This window comes from Paenibacillus sp. FSL R5-0701 (assembly GCF_037973995.1).
Taxonomy (GTDB): Bacteria; Bacillota; Bacilli; order Paenibacillales; family Paenibacillaceae; genus Paenibacillus.
This window is the reverse complement of record NZ_CP150230.1, coordinates 4,623,680-4,640,215: the sequence shown is the minus strand read 5'-3', so window position 1 is coordinate 4,640,215 and position 16,536 is coordinate 4,623,680. Positions and strand designations below refer to the sequence as shown.

General features: G+C 46.9%; 15 protein-coding genes. 10 read left to right on the top strand and 5 right to left on the bottom strand.

What is annotated here, in order from left to right; translation table 11 throughout:
- Positions 1-22 precede the first annotated feature (22 nt).
- From MKZ13_RS20485 to MKZ13_RS20470, 4 genes are all read left to right on the top strand, one after another.
- The gene (locus tag MKZ13_RS20485) at positions 23-1,423 is read left to right on the top strand and encodes a glycosyltransferase (protein WP_174806433.1); all 1,401 of its coding nucleotides are present in this window, start codon (positions 23-25) and stop codon (positions 1,421-1,423) included.
- Positions 1,424-1,697: 274 nt separating this feature from the next.
- Positions 1,698-2,501, top strand: a complete 804-nt coding sequence (locus tag MKZ13_RS20480) for a response regulator (RefSeq protein ID WP_036674925.1) — start codon at positions 1,698-1,700, stop codon at positions 2,499-2,501.
- A gap of 154 nt (positions 2,502-2,655) precedes the next feature.
- Positions 2,656-4,023 (top strand): nucleotide sugar dehydrogenase, encoded by a 1,368-nt coding sequence (locus MKZ13_RS20475; protein ID WP_339177779.1) that lies wholly within the window; start codon positions 2,656-2,658, stop codon positions 4,021-4,023.
- A 35-nt stretch (positions 4,024-4,058) separates the two neighbouring features.
- Complete coding sequence (locus tag MKZ13_RS20470; protein WP_339177777.1) at positions 4,059-4,955, top strand: hypothetical protein; 897 nt, start codon at positions 4,059-4,061, stop codon at positions 4,953-4,955.
- Positions 4,956-5,215: 260 nt separating this feature from the next.
- Here MKZ13_RS20470 and MKZ13_RS20465 read toward each other — a convergent pair whose 3' ends face one another.
- Positions 5,216-6,088, bottom strand: coding sequence for an AraC family transcriptional regulator (locus tag MKZ13_RS20465; protein WP_339177775.1), 873 nt, complete (start codon positions 6,086-6,088; stop codon positions 5,216-5,218).
- Between the two features lie 667 nt (positions 6,089-6,755).
- Here MKZ13_RS20465 and MKZ13_RS20460 point away from each other — a divergent pair.
- The 6 genes from MKZ13_RS20460 (at position 6,756) to MKZ13_RS20435 (ending at position 13,685) form a co-directional block, all read left to right on the top strand.
- Positions 6,756-7,958 (top strand): LLM class flavin-dependent oxidoreductase, encoded by a 1,203-nt coding sequence (locus MKZ13_RS20460; protein ID WP_339177772.1) that lies wholly within the window; start codon positions 6,756-6,758, stop codon positions 7,956-7,958.
- Positions 7,959-8,172: 214 nt separating this feature from the next.
- Positions 8,173-9,447, top strand: coding sequence for an extracellular solute-binding protein (locus tag MKZ13_RS20455; protein ID WP_339177769.1), 1,275 nt, complete (start codon positions 8,173-8,175; stop codon positions 9,445-9,447).
- A 3-nt stretch (positions 9,448-9,450) separates the two neighbouring features.
- The gene (locus MKZ13_RS20450; RefSeq protein WP_339177766.1) at positions 9,451-10,323 is read left to right on the top strand and encodes a sugar ABC transporter permease; all 873 of its coding nucleotides are present in this window, start codon (positions 9,451-9,453) and stop codon (positions 10,321-10,323) included.
- A gap of 49 nt (positions 10,324-10,372) precedes the next feature.
- The gene (locus MKZ13_RS20445; RefSeq protein ID WP_017687488.1) at positions 10,373-11,188 is read left to right on the top strand and encodes a carbohydrate ABC transporter permease; all 816 of its coding nucleotides are present in this window, start codon (positions 10,373-10,375) and stop codon (positions 11,186-11,188) included.
- Between the two features lie 113 nt (positions 11,189-11,301).
- Entirely contained in the window at positions 11,302-12,519 is a 1,218-nt protein-coding gene (locus tag MKZ13_RS20440) for an MFS transporter (RefSeq protein ID WP_036614537.1), read from the top strand.
- A gap of 278 nt (positions 12,520-12,797) precedes the next feature.
- On the top strand, positions 12,798-13,685 hold the full coding sequence (locus MKZ13_RS20435) for a cell wall hydrolase (RefSeq protein ID WP_235431594.1): 888 nt from the start codon (positions 12,798-12,800) through the stop codon (positions 13,683-13,685).
- Between the two features lie 121 nt (positions 13,686-13,806).
- Here the strand turns inward: MKZ13_RS20435 and MKZ13_RS20430 are convergent, their stop codons facing one another.
- The 4 genes from MKZ13_RS20430 to MKZ13_RS20415 form a co-directional block, all read right to left on the bottom strand.
- Entirely contained in the window at positions 13,807-14,517 is a 711-nt protein-coding gene (locus MKZ13_RS20430; RefSeq protein ID WP_282320831.1) for an ABC transporter permease, read from the bottom strand.
- Entirely contained in the window at positions 14,514-15,359 is an 846-nt protein-coding gene (locus tag MKZ13_RS20425; protein ID WP_339177761.1) for an ABC transporter ATP-binding protein, read from the bottom strand. The genes MKZ13_RS20430 and MKZ13_RS20425 overlap by 4 nt, the downstream gene beginning before the upstream one ends.
- A gap of 138 nt (positions 15,360-15,497) precedes the next feature.
- Positions 15,498-16,115 (bottom strand): LytTR family transcriptional regulator DNA-binding domain-containing protein, encoded by a 618-nt coding sequence (locus tag MKZ13_RS20420; protein WP_339177759.1) that lies wholly within the window; start codon positions 16,113-16,115, stop codon positions 15,498-15,500.
- Positions 16,106-16,432 (bottom strand): hypothetical protein, encoded by a 327-nt coding sequence (locus tag MKZ13_RS20415; RefSeq protein ID WP_339177756.1) that lies wholly within the window; start codon positions 16,430-16,432, stop codon positions 16,106-16,108. The genes MKZ13_RS20420 and MKZ13_RS20415 overlap by 10 nt, the downstream gene beginning before the upstream one ends.
- Positions 16,433-16,536 lie beyond the last annotated feature (104 nt).

Below are 16,536 nucleotides of genomic sequence, written 5' to 3'. Positions count from 1 at the left end.
GGATCTACTATTAATCTACGGCATGGTCGCAATCTACTATGTTGTTTTTGTAAATACGCTCTATTTTTCCATTCTGGCCTTATCGTTCCGTAACATCTGGACGATCTTCCGGCGGTCGCATTATTCCAAATACAATACATTGTCAGGCTCGGAACTGGTACCTTCGGTTTCTCTGCTGGTACCGGCATACAACGAGGAACTGACGATTATTGAAAATGTAAACTGCCTGATGACGCTGAATTATCCAACGTATGAAGTCATTGTTGTGAATGATGGCTCCAGTGATGCGACACTGAATATCCTTTTGGAAGAATATCGTCTGAAGCCAGTACCCAATACGAAGATTCGGGGCAAGATCGCCTGTCAGAAAATTCGTGGGATCTACCATAACCCGGAGTTCCCGGATCTGTATGTCATTGATAAGGAAAACGGCGGTAAGGCCGATTCCCTCAATGCCGGGATCAACCTGTCCCATTATCCGTTGATCTCTTCCATCGATGCCGATTCGTTGCTGGAGAAGGATGCCCTGATCCGCATGGCACGCATGTATATGGAGAATCCGGAAGAGACGGTAGCCATCGGTGGAGATGTAAGGATCGCCAATGGCTGCAAAATTGAAAACGGGGCAGTGCAAGATGTATCGCTGCCACGCAAGATCTGGCCCATGTTCCAGTCGATTGAATATCTCAAAGCCTTCCTGGGCGGACGGATTGGCTGGAGTCACATGAACGGGCTAATCATTGTCTCCGGTGCCTTCGGCATGTTCCGTAAGGACGCTGTAATCGCCGTGGGTGGATACCGGGATGGTTATCCTGGGGAAGACATGAACATCATCATCAAACTTCACCGTTACATGCTGGAAAACAAATTGAAGTACCGCATTGCCTTCTGTCCTGAGGCCGTATGTTGGACGCAGGCACCGGATTCCTACCGGATCTTGTCCAGTCAGCGTAAGCGCTGGGGCCGCGGGAATCTGAAGAACATGATCGAGAATCGTGGCATGTTGTTCAATCCAAAATATAAGGTTATGGGTATGGTGACCATGCCATATAACGTCCTTTTTGAAGCGCTCAACCCGTATTTCCGGATTACCGGACTTCTGGCTCTCGCTGGATATGTCCTTCTGGATATGACGCAATGGCCGATTCTGGTTCTGTTCGGACTGCTGAACTTTGTGAGTGGTTATCTGCTGAGTGTAGGCGCACTTGTCCTGGAGGAGATTGCTTTCAAACGTTACAACAAACTCTCCGATCTGGTCAAAATGCTCGTCTACTCCGCGCTGAAATTCGTGGGTTACCACCAGCTCGGCGTACTGTGGAGATTGCAGGGTCATGTGCAGTTCATGCAAAACAACAACTCATGGGGTACCATGACACGTCAAAGCTGGTCCGAGGATGAGAAGAAAACAAGCGAAGCCGCTTGATTAAAGAATAATCAAAGCAATTATATGTCCAACTAGACATTTACACGATAACGGAGAGGGCAGAAAAAGTCTGAAGAAGCGAAGCGTGCACCTAAAAGCTTTCTGAAAGAAAGCTGCATCGAAAGCATACCTTTATCCCCGGATTTCCCCTTGTATAAAGGAATCAAAAAATCTGGGGATAACAGTGATCGAAAGGCTGTTCTGTCATCGGAGTGTCAGTGTAAATAATATTTTTTGGACTTATAGATAATCGAGGAGAAGGGTGGAAAAGAACATGCCAAATACGGCGACATTGCAGCGTGAGGCTGCCGTTAATGTGTACCGAAGTGTAGAACAGGGATTGAAGGAAACGGGTGCCGAAACATGCGGCTTAATGTTCATCCATTGTGCAGGAAACTCTCAACCTGAGCAGCAGGTCAGGACACATCTGGAACAAACGAGTGAGTCTGCCTTCCAGGTGTGGAAGGATGGGGCTACCCAAGCGATTGCCGTCCTGTTGCCAGGTTTGTCACTGGATGAAGTTCATTATGAAGGACTTCGGATCAAACATGAGTTGCAAGAGACTGTACCCGGTGCCGATCCACAGATTACACTGGCCAGTTTCCCGGAAGGGGAGCGCCCTTCGAAGGCAACTATTCAGCATATGGCTGAGTCCTCGAAGCTCGTAGATTCGTCGGAGATTCATATCTACACGCTGGACAATACGGCGGACGAGCCGGAACGAATTTTGATTGTGGACAACGATCCGACGGTACGCGAATTCCTGCAATTGCGGTTGAAGATGCAGGGATACGAAACCTATGAAGCCGTTGATGGACTGGCTGCACTGGAGTTGATCGAGAAAGTCACACCAGATCTGGTGCTCACCGAACTGAATCTGTATGGCATCGATGGTCTGCCGTTCATCCATCATATTCAGAATCTGGAGATGGAGCAGCCGCCCAAAATTGTCGTGTTGACCGAGCAACGTGTCGAGCAGACGATTAGTCAATGCTTCCGCAGCGGAGTCGATGATTACATGACCAAACCGTTCTCGCCTGTAGAGCTGGATGCCCGAATCAGACGCTGCCTGCATTAGAAGACGGCTTGAATAAGCTGATTGTGTGAAGTGCAAAGTAAGAGCTTTTTTTACACTATGAATCAGATAGATTAGAGCAACATTTAGAGCACAGACACTCATCTATTTATATGGATTTTAAGCACCACCAAATACACTGCCCGGAGGGAATATCATGGAGAATCAACAATTCCACACATTACTGAATGCGATTGAAAATAAAGAAGCTGTACTCGGCGTCGTCGGGCTCGGTTACGTAGGACTTCCACTTGCCGTGGAAATGGTCAATCAAGGTTTCACGGTAATCGGAATTGATCTGGATGCGTCCAAAGTAGACAGTATCTATCAAGGAGATTCCTATATTCACGATATTTCGTCCGATGAGTTGAAAAAAGTAATGCAAAGCGGTCGTTTCCAGCCAACGACAGATTACAGTATGCTACGCGTGATCGACGCACTCAGTATCTGCGTACCAACACCGCTTAGTGAGAATCAGGACCCGGATACGTCTTACATCGAGACTGTTGTAGATCAGATCAAACTGCATATGAAACCAGGCATGCTGATTACGCTGGAAAGTACCACTTATCCAGGTACAACCGAAGAACTGATCCAGCAGCAGCTGGACAAGATCGGACAAGAAGCAGGTAAAGACTATTTCCTCTGCTTCTCGCCTGAGCGTGTGGACCCGTCGAACGGACGTTTCACAACATTTAATACGCCGAAAGTAATCGGGGGCACGACTGAAGCTTGCTTGAAGCTCGGAACAGCGCTATATGGAAAATATGTAGAAACCGTAGTACCGGTATCCTCACCAAAAGTGGCCGAGATGTCCAAACTGCTGGAGAACACATTCCGCAGTGTGAACATTGCCTTTGTAAATGAAATGGCGATGATGTGTGACCGCATGGGCATCGATATCTGGGAAGTTATTGACGCGGCGGCGACGAAACCATTTGGTTTCATGCCATTCTATCCAGGCCCAGGCATCGGTGGACACTGCATTCCACTTGATCCGATGTACCTGTCATGGAAGGCCAAAGGCTTCCGTTTCTATAGCAAATTCATTGAGCTGGCGCAATCCACCAATGACAACATGCCATATTATGTGCTAAACAAAACGTCAACGATTCTGAACGAATACGCTAAATCCGTACGTAAATCCAATATTCTGCTCCTCGGTATGTCGTATAAACCAAATATTGCCGACCTGCGTGAATCACCAGGACTGGAAGTATATGAACTGTTCAAGGAAAGTGGAGCTAACGTTAGCTACTACGATCCACATGCGGATTCCTTCCAGGACAAACATGGCGAGACCGTACACAGCGAAGCGTTCAATCTGGAGCAGTTCAAGAAGTACGATTGCATCGTGCTGATCACCAACCACAGCGATTTGCCTTACTTTGATATTGCCGAGATGGGTGTGCCGATTCTGGATACACGTAATGCGTTCCGTTCGTACACACATCCGCATATCTACAAGATTGGTCACTCGGTACAGCATCCTGTGCTTGAACCAAGTGAAGCGTTGCTCGTCTGAGGAAATATATGAGGCAACGGGGCAAACTGGTGGGTATGGCGAAATGGGCTATTCTGGCTGTGGTGTTGTGCCTGCTGCTTCTGTCCTGGATGTTCAAATGGTTCTCGGCAGAGGAACACAAAGCGACCTGGCTGTGGGACGCGTCCATTATTGCAGAGCAGACACCTGAGATTATTGCTTTCTCCAAAGAACAGGGCGTGGATACCATCTTCCTGCAAATCCAGGATGAGTTGCCTGACGCAACATACCGCAAATTCATTGCGGCTGCCCGACAGGCTGAGATTGAAGTGCATGGACTTAACGGTCATGCAGACTGGGCCTACGAGGAGAAGCGGGATGAAGGACTTGCTTTTATCGAGCGAGTACGAGCATACAATGCAGCTTCGGCCAAGAATGAACGCTTCCAAGGTATTCAACTGGATGTGGAGCCGTATCAGTTAAAGCGCTGGGAGAACGAGGAGAGCAGCGTCATTGCAGAGTGGCAGAACAACATGAAGGCCTGGACAAAAGCCGGCGAGGATGCCGGACTGTACATGAGCGCTGCCATTCCGTTCTGGCTTGATGCCCGTCAGTCGGCTGAAGGTGAGGGTACATTCAGTCGCTGGATGATCTCCCACTTTGATGCGGTGGCCATTATGGCTTACCGGGATAGTGGGCAGCAGATGTATGATCTGTCCAAGGAAGAACTGGACGAAGCGGATGATCTCGGCAAGAAAGTCTGGATCGGAGCGGAACTCGCGGATACACACGAGGGGGATCACCTGACCTTTTTCCGTAAACCGGTTAGCAATATGAATGAAGAGATGGCAAAGGTGTTTGATCTCGGTACCTCTCATTCTTCTTTTGCAGGTGTGGCTGTGCATCATTATGAAGCATGGTATGCCAAGGAGAACGGTATTCCGCTTGCGCGCAAGGATGAAAAGAAGGAATAGCGTTAGGTCAACGTAAAAAAGTTTCTAGTTTCAGGTAGTACGTGTAGTCAAGACTATAGTATAGAAAGAAGGCAAGTCCCGGGTAGATGGGGCTTGCCTTTTTGGTGGTGGATTTCGTAATGGGTTTGGCAGCACTATGATGTGCAGAATATGAAACTCAGGAGTCCGTTGTACTTTGGTAGAGGGAACATCTTACACACAGCACACAAGGCGTGGTGCATGAGGCATGGAGTATAGGCTGAGGAGGGAAAGTCGCTCCCTCATTCTTTCGTGCTCTCCGCTGTGCGATAGCGATTGGGCGGCAGACCAACTTGCTTTTTGAACGCTTTAGAGAAGGAGAACAAGTCCGGGTAACCTACCGAATGAGCCACTTCAGTTAAGCTTAGCGGCGTCTGCACGAGTAGACGTTTGGCTTGGGTCATTTTCAATTGCTGGATATATTGCACAGGGGACAGACCATAGGCTTTGCGGAACTGTTTGGCAAAATGGGTTCGATCCACACCCGCATGAGCGGACACACCTTCCACGGAGATGCCGCCTGCAAAATGAATGTCCATGTATTCCTTGCCTTTCTGGAGCCAAGGTGTAGCTGAATCCGGTTGCAATCCTTTGGTTCCGGGGGAGCGGGCAATCCGGTCGAATAGAGTTAGAAACCGGGTGAGTCGTCCCAGATCACTCGCTCCGTCCTGCGGTTTGCGAACATCCTCCATGAATGAGCGCATGGCACTTGCAGTCTCCGGGGTAAGTACACCTGAACGGTATGGTGAGTCGGGTGTAAGTCCAATTCGGGAAAGCAGTTCGGCTGCATGTGCACCATCAAAGGCAATAAATATTTTCTGCAACGTATCCTCGGGGTCCGTCCAGTACTCATGGGTAACATGTGGAAACAGACAGAACGCATCCCTGGGACGAAGGGCGTGACACTGTCCGTTCTGTATGAATGTACCTTCCCCCTCCAGCACAAACAGCAAATAATAATAAGGTGTGGTACGCGGGCCAATATGATAGTTGGTCTTGGCTATATTACGGCCGATGCGGATCGGCCAGGCGCCACCAGCTTTCTCGAATTCAGATGGAGTGAAGAAAATAAGTTCCAAAAACTCATGGTGGTCCTCCTTCATGCTCTCGGTCATCAGGAACACCTCTTTATTGTATAAGTATCGTTTGTACATTCTAAAAGTTTCACTTATAGATGTAGTTCAAAAAGTCCACTTTTGATTACGAATCATGCCTAGTGGCATCATCAACATCGAAGCTGAAATTCAGCCGAAATAAGCAGGAGGCTTACGAAATATGTTTCCTTTGGAAACATTGTGGTTGCTCACGTAGTTTTCCTACGCTCCGCTACTCCATTTCTAGCTTCATTCCATCTTCTCGGTACTAAAAACCAGACTTTTTGAACATGTATTTAAACCTATTATACAGGTGGGTTTTATATATATTCAAGATCAGGAAGACCTAAATCTGAGAAAAGACCACAAAATGACAAAATAAAATTGCCGCGAAATGACATTGATCATAGACAAATCAATTGTTATGATGTCCATACCTATTAAACCAAGTTAATTAATCGGCATTTGAGTTTGGATATGCCTAATAAATCATTTTAAAGAATGACACGACAACGGAGGGTACAGAAAGGACCTGAAGAAGCGAAGCGTGCGCCTTTGTCACCGGATTTCCCCGTGAAAGGGGAATGAGAAGAAATCTGGGGACAAGAGTGCTCGAAAGGTTTTCTGTAACCGAAGTGCTTGAGTGAAACATTTTTAGAGCAATTTATCATAGAAGGGATTGACTTTTGTGAGCGAACAGGAAGAGATGAAGTTTGGATGGTTTTTGCCTACAGCAGGGGATGGTAAGTATGTAGGGGTTGCCCCGGAGCGGGAACCGAGTCTGGAGTATCTGGTCGATGTGGCACAGACGGCGGAGAAGGCAGGATTCGAATTTGTACTGATTCCGACAGGGGGAGCCTGTCTGGACGCGTGGGTGGTTGGCTCGGCTGTGATGAGTCACACGAAGACATTGCGTCCCCTTGTCGCCATTCGCCCGGGATTGGTTACCCCCGTACTCGCTGCACGAATGGGAGCCGCACTGGATCAGCTCTCTGGTGGTCGCGCCATGATCAATGTGGTGACAGGCAGTTCTGTTCGAGATCTGGAGGAGCTCGGCGATCCACTGGCACATGCGCATGATGAACGGTATGTACGAGCGAGCGAGTACATGGAGGTCATGAAGCGTTCATGGACCCAATCGACGGGACTGAATCTGACGGAGTTTGCAGGAAGTGATTCAAAATCTGGTGCAGACGCACCCAGCGATCCCAATCCTGAATTCAACGGCCAGTATTATAATTTCAAAGGACCGGTAGGCATGCCGGAGACGGTGCAAAATCCGCATCCACCATTCTATCTGGGAGGAAGTTCTCCGATTGCGAAAAAGGTCGCTGTTGAACATGCGGATACGTTCCTCATGTGGGGCGAGCCTCATGACTGGATTCAGGAGCAGATCGAAGAGATTGAGGTCATTCGTCAGCAGGTGAAAGAGGAAACGGGACAAGATCGTCAGCTCCGTTACGGCATGCGTGCTCAGGTACTCATTCGGGATACCGAAGAAGAAGCATGGGCAGCAGCTTGGGAGATTATTAGCAAAGTACCACCAGAAGCGATCGAGAAAGCCAAAGCCGCTTTTGCCGAGACGGATGCAACCAACCAACGCAGACAGAACGAGTTACGTGAACTGTCCGAGAAGCAGCAGTTTGTCGTAGGTCCTAACCTGTGGACAGGCTTGTCCGTTGTGCGTTCCGGCGGTGCGATACTCATTGTAGGTACAGCCGAACAGGTGGCAGAGCGTTTGATGGAATATGGAGATCTGGGCGTTACGACTTTCATTCTGTCCGGTTACCCGCATCTGGAAGAGGCCGAAATCTTCGGACGTACCGTGATGCCGATCATTCGCGAGAAATGGAAAACAAGACAGAAGCAACACTCAGTTACTACTAACTAAGTAAGTTTAACTAATCTTTTTATACGAAAACGGAGAGGACAGAAATAACGTGAAGAAGCGAAGCGTTCGCCTTTATCCCCGGATTTTTCCTTTTATAAAAAGGAATCAAATAAATCTGGGGATAACAGCGATCGGAAGGTTATTCTGTCATCGGAGTGGTCAGTATAAACATTCTTTAGTTAAAATATCAAGCATCCTCAGGAGGTCGTCTTTCATGAAAAAAAATAAAAAATTGATCCTGCCGCTTGTCAGTATGCTGGTGATGTCCATCCTGCTGTCAGCTTGCGGCGGTGGAGATAACGCGTCATCTGGAGAGAACGGCTCCTCGGGTTCAGGTAAAGTTACGATCAGCTTCATGCACTGGCGTGGAGAAGATGTGGAAGCACTGAACAAAACCATTGACGCTTTTGAGACAGCAAATCCGAACATTAAAGTGGAGATGCAGACGCTGCCTTCCGATCAATATCAGTCCACCGTACAATCCAAAATCAGTGACGGTTCGGTAGGAGATGTATTTGCCTCCTTCCCGGGTGCACAGTTCGAAGCTTTCACCAAAGCCGGCTTGTTCACGGACCTGACCGGATCATCGTTTCTGTCGGCCTACAATTCAAAGCTGATTGAATCAGGACAGCACGATGGCAAGCAATATGCGATCCCGTATCAACTCGTATATAACGATCCAATTTATAGTGTAAAACTGTTTGAACAATACGGCTTGACGCCGCCGACCGATTGGGAAGGTTTCCTGGCCCTTTGCCAGAAGCTGAAAGACAATGGCATCATTCCGATTGCCTTTGCCGGAGCGGACATTGGCCCAGGGCAATTCATGAATACAATGGTGATGAACAATGCACCGAGTGACGACATTTTTACCAAAGTAGAAGCGGGCGAAGCCAAACTGACGGATGAGTTTTGGGTGAAAACGTTGACTCAAATCAAGGAACTGAACGATAAAGGTTACTTCCAGCAAGATGCACTGGGTACGAAGGACCCTGCGGCTGGAGCACTGTTTATCCAAGAGAAAGCAGCGATGCTGGCAAGTGGATCGTATCAATTGGCTCAGAACAAGCAGCAGAATCCGAACCTGGAGCAAAAACTGCTTGCACCGATTACAGTAAGTGCCGATCAAGCGAAGTATGAAGGGGTGCATACGACCACATTCATGCTAGCCGTGAACAGCAAGTCTAAACATCCGGAAGAAGCGAAGAAGTTCCTCGAATTCCTTAGCAATCCCGATGTAGCGAGTAACTATGCCAACCAAACGGGACAGAATGTAACGGTGAATGATGTGAAGTACGATACGCCTGAGCTTCAGGTAGCCGGAGAATGGGCAACCAAAAAGACCGTGTTCCAGCCACGGTTCACCATCCTGAACGGAGATAATCAAAAAGCAGTAACCAACTCCATCCAGTCTGTACTGAGCGGCACTTCTCCAGAAGAAGCAACACAGCAGGCACAAGCGATCATTGATCAGCATATCGGGAAATAAACGATGAAAAACCGTCTTCAGCTATCCCTATTTCTGATCCCCGGGTTGCTGCTGTACGTTGGATTGTTCGTATTTCCTACATTGACGGGGCTGTTCTATTCCTTTACGGACTGGGATGGGGTATCCCCGTCGTATGCATTTGTAGGGCTGGATAATTACAAGGACAGTCTCAGCAGCATCGTATTCCGCAAAGCCTTTGGCAACAACGTGGAGTTCATGTTAACAGTTGTTATTGCACAAACCTTTATATCCCTTGTCTTGGCGCTGCTCCTGGTACGCAATACCAAGATACGCATTGTGCTTCGGGCATTGTATTTCCTGCCTGCGATTCTGTCCTCCGTATCGGTTGGACTGATTTGGGCATTTATGTATGATCCATCTATCGGACTAATCAACTATGGACTGAATGAAGCTGGGATGAGCAGCATTGCTCGTAACTGGATTGGAGATCCCAAAATCGCCATCTATTCCATCGCTGCGGTACAGGTATGGGCCCATGCCGGACAGATGATGATTGTATTCATCGCAGGTCTGCAAGGTATTCCGGCAGAACTGTATGAAGCGGCTCGCATGGATGGCGGCAGCAAATGGCAGGTATTTCGTACCGTGACCTGGCCACTGCTGGCACCTTCGGCAACGATTGTTGTGGCCTATACGACGATTCAGTCGTTCAAGGCATTTGACCTCATTTTCACAATGACGGACGGAGGGCCGAACTACGCAACTGAAATTTTGACAACATATATCTATCATACCGCCTTTGGCAGCTATTCATTTGGTCTGGCTTCTGCCGGTTCCATGATCTTCCTGGTGTTGCTCGCGCTCTTGACGCTGTTGCAGTTCAAGGCACTGCGTGCCGACCGGGTAAGTTATTGAGGTTGATGTTGGAGCATTCATCCTGCAATCGAGGCAGAAGGGAGTTCACATGTTTTTAAAATGGTTCAATCGCCTGATCTTATTGGTGTACGCGCTGCTGATTCTGGTGCCGCTGTACTTTGTATTTGTATCCTCGTTCAAAACAAGCAGCAACTTCTTCACCAGTCCATTCAGCTGGCCGGACCCGTTTACGTGGGATAACATCACTGGCATGTTCCGCAATCAGCCGATGTGGCAATATTTCGGAAACAGTCTGGTCGTGACGCTTGGTACGGTTGCCATTGAGTTATTGCTGAGTAGCATGATTGCTTACGCCATTGTCCGCTGGGGCGGAAGTGTAGGCAAAATTGTATTTGCTCTGTTCGTAGCAGGGTTGATCGTTCCATCCCAGGTGAGTATGCTACCGATCTATTCCCTTACGCGTACCCTCGGCTGGTCGGACAGTCTCACGGGCCTGATTGTCGTATCCGCGGCTATGCTGATGCCTGTCTCAGTATTTATGCTGACAGGTTTCATGCGCATGCTCAATTCGGAGATTCTGGAAGCGGGCAGTATGGATGGAGCAAGTGAATGGAGACTCTATACGCGGATTGCACTGCCACTGGCTGCACCTTCGCTGGCGGCAACGGCTACGTTCCTGCTCGTCATGGTCTGGAATGACTTGCTTATTCCGATGCTGATGCTCAGCAGTAAGTCCAAGCTCACTTTACCGCTCGCACTTATGCAGTTCCGCGGGGAATACGTGACGAACTACCCGATGATGCTTACAGGTGTGCTGGTAACGGCCATTCCGATGATCGTGCTGTTCCTTCTGCTCCAGCGTTACTTTGTTGCAGGTCTGACAGCGGGTTCACTCAAGGGGTGAGGTATCGCAGAAATCGGAAGGAAAAGCTTATTTTGCATTGATTTCTGGAGCATTCTGCATAATAATGATTTAGTGTCAGAATGACTACATAGAGATCAAGGGAGCTATAAGTGATGAGCAAACTGGAAGTATTGCGGAATCCCAAGCAGCGCAAGCTGCTGTTCAGTGCCGGCATGAGCTGGCTGTTTGATGCGATGGAAGTTGGTATGATCTCCTTTATCGTGGCTGCACTTGCCAAGGAATGGAGTCTCAGTCCCGGACAAGTCGGTGTGCTTACGAGTATTAACTCCATCGGTATGGCATTAGGTGCTTTGCTTGCAGGTGCACTTGCGGACCGTTTTGGACGGAAGGCCATTCTGATGTGGACCTTGTTAATCTTTACGATTGCAAGCGGTCTGTCTGCACTGGCGACCGGATTCGCCGTATTGTGTGCACTGCGCCTGGTTGCTGGTATCGGACTTGGCGGAGAGTTGCCAGTGGCATCTACACTGGTATCGGAGTCGATGCCTACAGCGGAACGGGGACGTGCCGTTGTATTATTGGAAAGTTTCTGGGCAGGGGGCTGGATTGTATCAGCACTCATTGCCAACTTTGTTATCCCGGAGTACGGATGGAGAATTGCCTTTGCCATTGGAGCGCTTCCGGCGTTCTATGCACTGTATCTGCGTCGTGCCATTCAGGACCCGCCGCGGTACAAGAATCATACCAAGCTTCATAAAATCACGTTCCGCGAGAAAGTGGCTACCGTCTGGTCAGCACCACATCGCCGTACAACGTTGATGCTCTGGATTTTGTGGTTTACCGTCATTTTCTCTTATTATGGAATGTTTCTGTGGCTACCTTCGGTTGTGATGGCAAAAGGATTCACGTTGGTTAAAAGCTTCCAATACGTGCTAATCATGACGATTGCACAGTTGCCAGGTTACTTCACCGCTGCGTACTTTATTGAACGTTACGGTCGCAAGTTCGTACTGGTTGTGTATCTTACCTTGACTGCATTCAGTGCGATTGCGTTTGGATTGGCTACAACGGAAGCTACGATCCTGACCGCAGGAATCTGTCTTTCCTTCTTCAATCTGGGAGCCTGGGGTGGTCTGTACGCCTACAGCCCAGAATTGTATCCGACTTCCGTTCGTTCGACAGGTGTTGGCCTTGCCACATCGGTTGGCCGAATCGGTGGCGTACTGGCTCCATTAATGGTCGGTATGCTGGTTCAACGCGAAGTGGCAATCAGCCTAATTTTCACGATTTTCTTCGTGACAATCCTCATTGGCGCAGCAGCTGTACTGTTCTGGGGCCGGGAAACGAAGGGTCAGGAACTTGCTGAGTAATTGTCAATAAATACAACGCAACTTTTGTACGGGTCTGCCAGCCTACGAAAATGCCGGGTTTGACAAGCGTTGTAAGGTTGATAGAAGAAGGGGTATGACCATGGTGTGACCATGGGCTCATGCCTCTTTTTGTTATGTTCGGTGTCGTTTTTTCACTGCGTCATCGGTCCGATAGACTTCATTTTTTCTATATCCTATAATGACACTCGGGATGTCCAACCGTGAGGATTCAGGGGGAAGATGTGGGATCTGGATTCAGAAAAGTGGAGGTTAATGGAATGATGAAGAATAATATTGGAATGGATCAACCGAATGAAATCAATGAAAAGAATATGATAAGTGAATTAGATAGCGTAAGTGAGATGACAGAGATGAAGGGGGGAAGCCATATGAACAGTAATGAACGGACTACAGTTGATAGCACGAATGAGGGGCTGAATCCATTAACGTTTGCTGACAACATGGAACCTATCACTGTCAGTCGGAAAGTCACTCATGGGAAGGGTAACATGGCTGGCAAAAGAGCAGGGCGGGTCAGTATGCTTCTCGGTGCCTGCGCATTGACTCTGGGCTTGACCGTGGCAGCTCCTTCTGCGGGAGCACAGAAGTTGGAACAGGGCGTTCGTAGCGAGCATGTGCTGCAATTGCAGGAGCAATTAAGCGATCTGGGGTACTTTGACGCCGGAATGACTGGATATTACGGTACCATCACCAAAGGTGCTGTCCGCAAGTTCCAGCAGGCGCAGGGACTGAGTGCAGACGGTGTTGCTGGTCCAGCGACGCTGAATAGGCTGAACAAAAAGGCCAAAGCCGAGGGCGAGACGCTGCGCCAGTTGGCGAAGCTGATCCACGGTGAAGCGCGCGGGGAGTCTTTTGAAGGGCAAGTCGCTGTAGGAGCGGTTGTGTTGAATCGGGTACATTCGAGTGAATTCCCGTCGTCTATTTCGAAGGTTATTTTCCAGAAAGGGCAATTCACGGCTATAGATGATGGGCAGTTTAATACCAAGCCAACCCAGACTTCTTACAGGGCTGCTCGTAAGGCATTGAATGGCGCTGATCCGACAAACGGAGCGCTCTATTATTACAATCCGAAGATCGCCACTTCGGTGTGGAGTAAGAGCAGGCCAACGCTGCTGACTATTGGGCAGCATGATTTTACGAGATGAGTTAAGTTGAGATAGGTAGTGTAACATTTGAAATGGTAATGGTGAACCTCGGCTGTACGCTGCTGAATGCAGACGTGTACCGGGGTTTGTTTTATATTTTGGTTGTGTAGGCGAGGAGTGGCTACTCATCCTTTAACCGCCGTTGATACAAAATAACAGACACAATTGTTAATACAACCGTCCATATCAAAATAATGAGGAGAGGTTTTAAGAGGTCTCCAATTGTAAAGCCTGTATGGGGTATATTTAGCAAAGTCACAAGTTGAATGCTTGGTGTATAATCCAGCATTTTAAAAATCGGGAAATCTCCAAACAAGATTGTTGCAACAGGAGGAGCAGAAAATACCATTGCTGCAGGAATGATTGCTAATGAAGCTTCAAGGACCGTTTTAGAGAATAAACCACATATCGTTCCTACTGCTGTGTATAGAATTATTGAAAGAATGATTGCAATTGCAAATGCCCATATACTAGGTGGCTCATAGCCTAATATATACGTAGCAATAGCCAGAACAATAGCAGACATGACAAAGACTAAGGTGCTTTTACCAACTAATACATCCATCGTTGTGGCTGGAGTCATCATTAATGATCGTAAGGTGTTACGTTCCTTTTCTTCCGCGATCAAACATGCTTGTGCGAAAGAGGTTAAGAGCACAAACGAAATATTTAGAAGAAAACCTATTGCCCCAGGGAAAGAAGGGCCTGCAGTGCGAAAAAGAAATGCGAATAGAATCGGAACAAGCAACATGATGGAAATGCCATAATTGCGTGAAAACTCTTTGTAGTCCTTTACAAATATTGCTCTCGCACGTTTTAACGAGATACTCATAACAGTTCACCTCCTGTCACTTTAATAAAGATATCGCCTAAACTTGGCTCTTTCGATTCCAATCGCTCGATTAAGCCTCGCTTCATCCAATCGGCAATTTGCTCAGCCGTTCCTTCATTCATCGGGAGCTCGTAGGTTTCCCCGTTTACCAATTCTACACAAACGACGTTTTCCCGATGCTGTTTTCTAAGCGCCTTAGGCGAGCCAATAGCTTGGATTTCTCCTTGATACAAAATCGCTACACGGTCACATAACAATTCCGCTTCTGACATATCGTGTGTCGTTAGAAAAATTGTTGTCCCTTTCTCATTTAAGTAGCGTAGCCCTTTATAAATATGTGTGGAGTTTACCGGATCCAAAGCTGAAGTAGGTTCATCTAAAAATAATAATTCCGGCTCATGGATAATTGCGCATGCCAGCATAACACGCTGACGCATCCCTTTCGATAAGTGGATGACTTTCTTTTTGCGTTCTTCGCTTAAGTTTACAAACTGCAATACTGTATCGATCGAAGTTTTAGGAAGGTCATATAATTGGCGATACAACTCCAGATTTTCATCTATCGATAATCTTTCATATAGACCACTGTTATCTGACAAAATACCAAAGCGCATCTTCTGTGCAGACTGATGCATCATCGCCACTGGCTGGTTAAATACAGTTGCCTGTCCACTTGTCGGATTTAATTGCGCAGTTAAAATCTTAATTAAAGTTGTTTTTCCAGAACCACTTGGACCCAGGAAACCTAAAATTTCACCTTTTGGAATTGAAAAAGATACTTCTGATAATGCATTCTTATTTCCAAATCTCTTTCGAATACGTTCTACTCGGATAACATCCATGCATATCACTTCCTTGGAGTTGATGACTTAAGCATATAAAGATTACATGCCTCCAACCATCGAAATCCGCCGAAATGTAGCTGTTAACGGCTGAATGGTACCATTAATTGCTGGATAGATTCGATATTTCCCCGGAAATCAAATATTAAGATGTGTTTTTAATTCTTGTAATTTTGAACGAGATAACGGAACAATCGCATCTTGTCCTGTATTTAATCGCAAGCTGTAGCTATTTTTCGTCCATGTAATAATCTCTCTTACCTTCTGTAGATTAACAATATAGGATCGATGACATCTAAAAAATCCGAAGTTAAACAATTTCTGCTCGAGCTCGGTCAGCGTCAGCGCACAGATAAAACTTTCTCCACCTACATGAACAAGAACTGAACCATCCATACTTTCTATGTAATCAATTTCAGGCGGATTAAATAAAATCACTTTGTCATTTTTTTTCGTATAAATCTTCTGCAAGGTTATATTGGCTCGATCTTGTTCCTGCACTGATTGCTTATCCTCTTCTGAATCACGAATATCCAATAGATGAAATCCGGATTCATTCAGACGATAAATTGAATCACAGGAAATCATAGCATCCTCTAAATTAGAAGTTAAAATTAAAATCTGTATTTGTTTCGAAAGATCATCTAAAATCCGTTTAAACTGGCGACGATCTTGTTCTTCCAAATAAAAATAGGGTTCCTCCAGTACCAGTGTAGGCTGATGTGCAAAATAAACGCGCAGCAACGTCACATACATTCTTTTGATGGGCTTAGATGCTTGATTTTTACCTTCTGTTCTTCTTTCAAAGCGAAATAATCCAATAACATAGTGGCACGATCATTCCGCTCTGTTACGTTGATTAGAAAAGTGATTAATTCTTCCACCGTTAATTGTGTATACTCGTTTTGTTGAGCTCGAAGTATGTAATATTGGGAACGATCCTGCAGTTGATTCATTAAAATCTGTTTTCGCTTCAAGTCTGTTATAATGCCAATCGATTGGTTACATGCCATATTTAATTCGATTTTGGGTAAAAATAGTCCCCCATCATGATACACTGGTTGAAATTGCATCTTGTCCTCCTGGTCATCACTGCTTTTAGATAATATGTAACAATTATAATGTTGAAGTTATTTTTTGTCAGCTTCAATTGAGATGATTTAGATCCTCGATCAGG

Bases quoted from the DNA above. Each gene is read 5' to 3' on its own strand.
- MKZ13_RS20445 (WP_017687488.1), top strand. From the start codon at position 10,373: ATGTTTTTAAAATGGTTCAATCGCCTGATCTTATTGGTGTACGCGCTG.
- MKZ13_RS20470 (WP_339177777.1), top strand. From the start codon at position 4,059: ATGGCGAAATGGGCTATTCTGGCTGTGGTGTTGTGCCTGCTGCTTCTG.
- MKZ13_RS20475 (WP_339177779.1), top strand. From the start codon at position 2,656: ATGGAGAATCAACAATTCCACACATTACTGAATGCGATTGAAAATAAA.
- MKZ13_RS20430 (WP_282320831.1), bottom strand. From the start codon at position 14,517: ATGAGTATCTCGTTAAAACGTGCGAGAGCAATATTTGTAAAGGACTAC.
- MKZ13_RS20440 (WP_036614537.1), top strand. From the start codon at position 11,302: ATGAGCAAACTGGAAGTATTGCGGAATCCCAAGCAGCGCAAGCTGCTG.
- MKZ13_RS20420 (WP_339177759.1), bottom strand. From the start codon at position 16,115: ATGTATGTGACGTTGCTGCGCGTTTATTTTGCACATCAGCCTACACTG.
- MKZ13_RS20425 (WP_339177761.1), bottom strand. From the start codon at position 15,359: ATGGATGTTATCCGAGTAGAACGTATTCGAAAGAGATTTGGAAATAAG.
- MKZ13_RS20455 (WP_339177769.1), top strand. From the start codon at position 8,173: ATGAAAAAAAATAAAAAATTGATCCTGCCGCTTGTCAGTATGCTGGTG.
- MKZ13_RS20435 (WP_235431594.1), top strand. From the start codon at position 12,798: ATGATGAAGAATAATATTGGAATGGATCAACCGAATGAAATCAATGAA.
- MKZ13_RS20450 (WP_339177766.1), top strand. From the start codon at position 9,451: ATGAAAAACCGTCTTCAGCTATCCCTATTTCTGATCCCCGGGTTGCTG.
- MKZ13_RS20485 (WP_174806433.1), top strand. From the start codon at position 23: ATGGTCGCAATCTACTATGTTGTTTTTGTAAATACGCTCTATTTTTCC.
- MKZ13_RS20465 (WP_339177775.1), bottom strand. From the start codon at position 6,088: ATGACCGAGAGCATGAAGGAGGACCACCATGAGTTTTTGGAACTTATT.
- MKZ13_RS20480 (WP_036674925.1), top strand. From the start codon at position 1,698: ATGCCAAATACGGCGACATTGCAGCGTGAGGCTGCCGTTAATGTGTAC.
- MKZ13_RS20415 (WP_339177756.1), bottom strand. From the start codon at position 16,432: ATGCAATTTCAACCAGTGTATCATGATGGGGGACTATTTTTACCCAAA.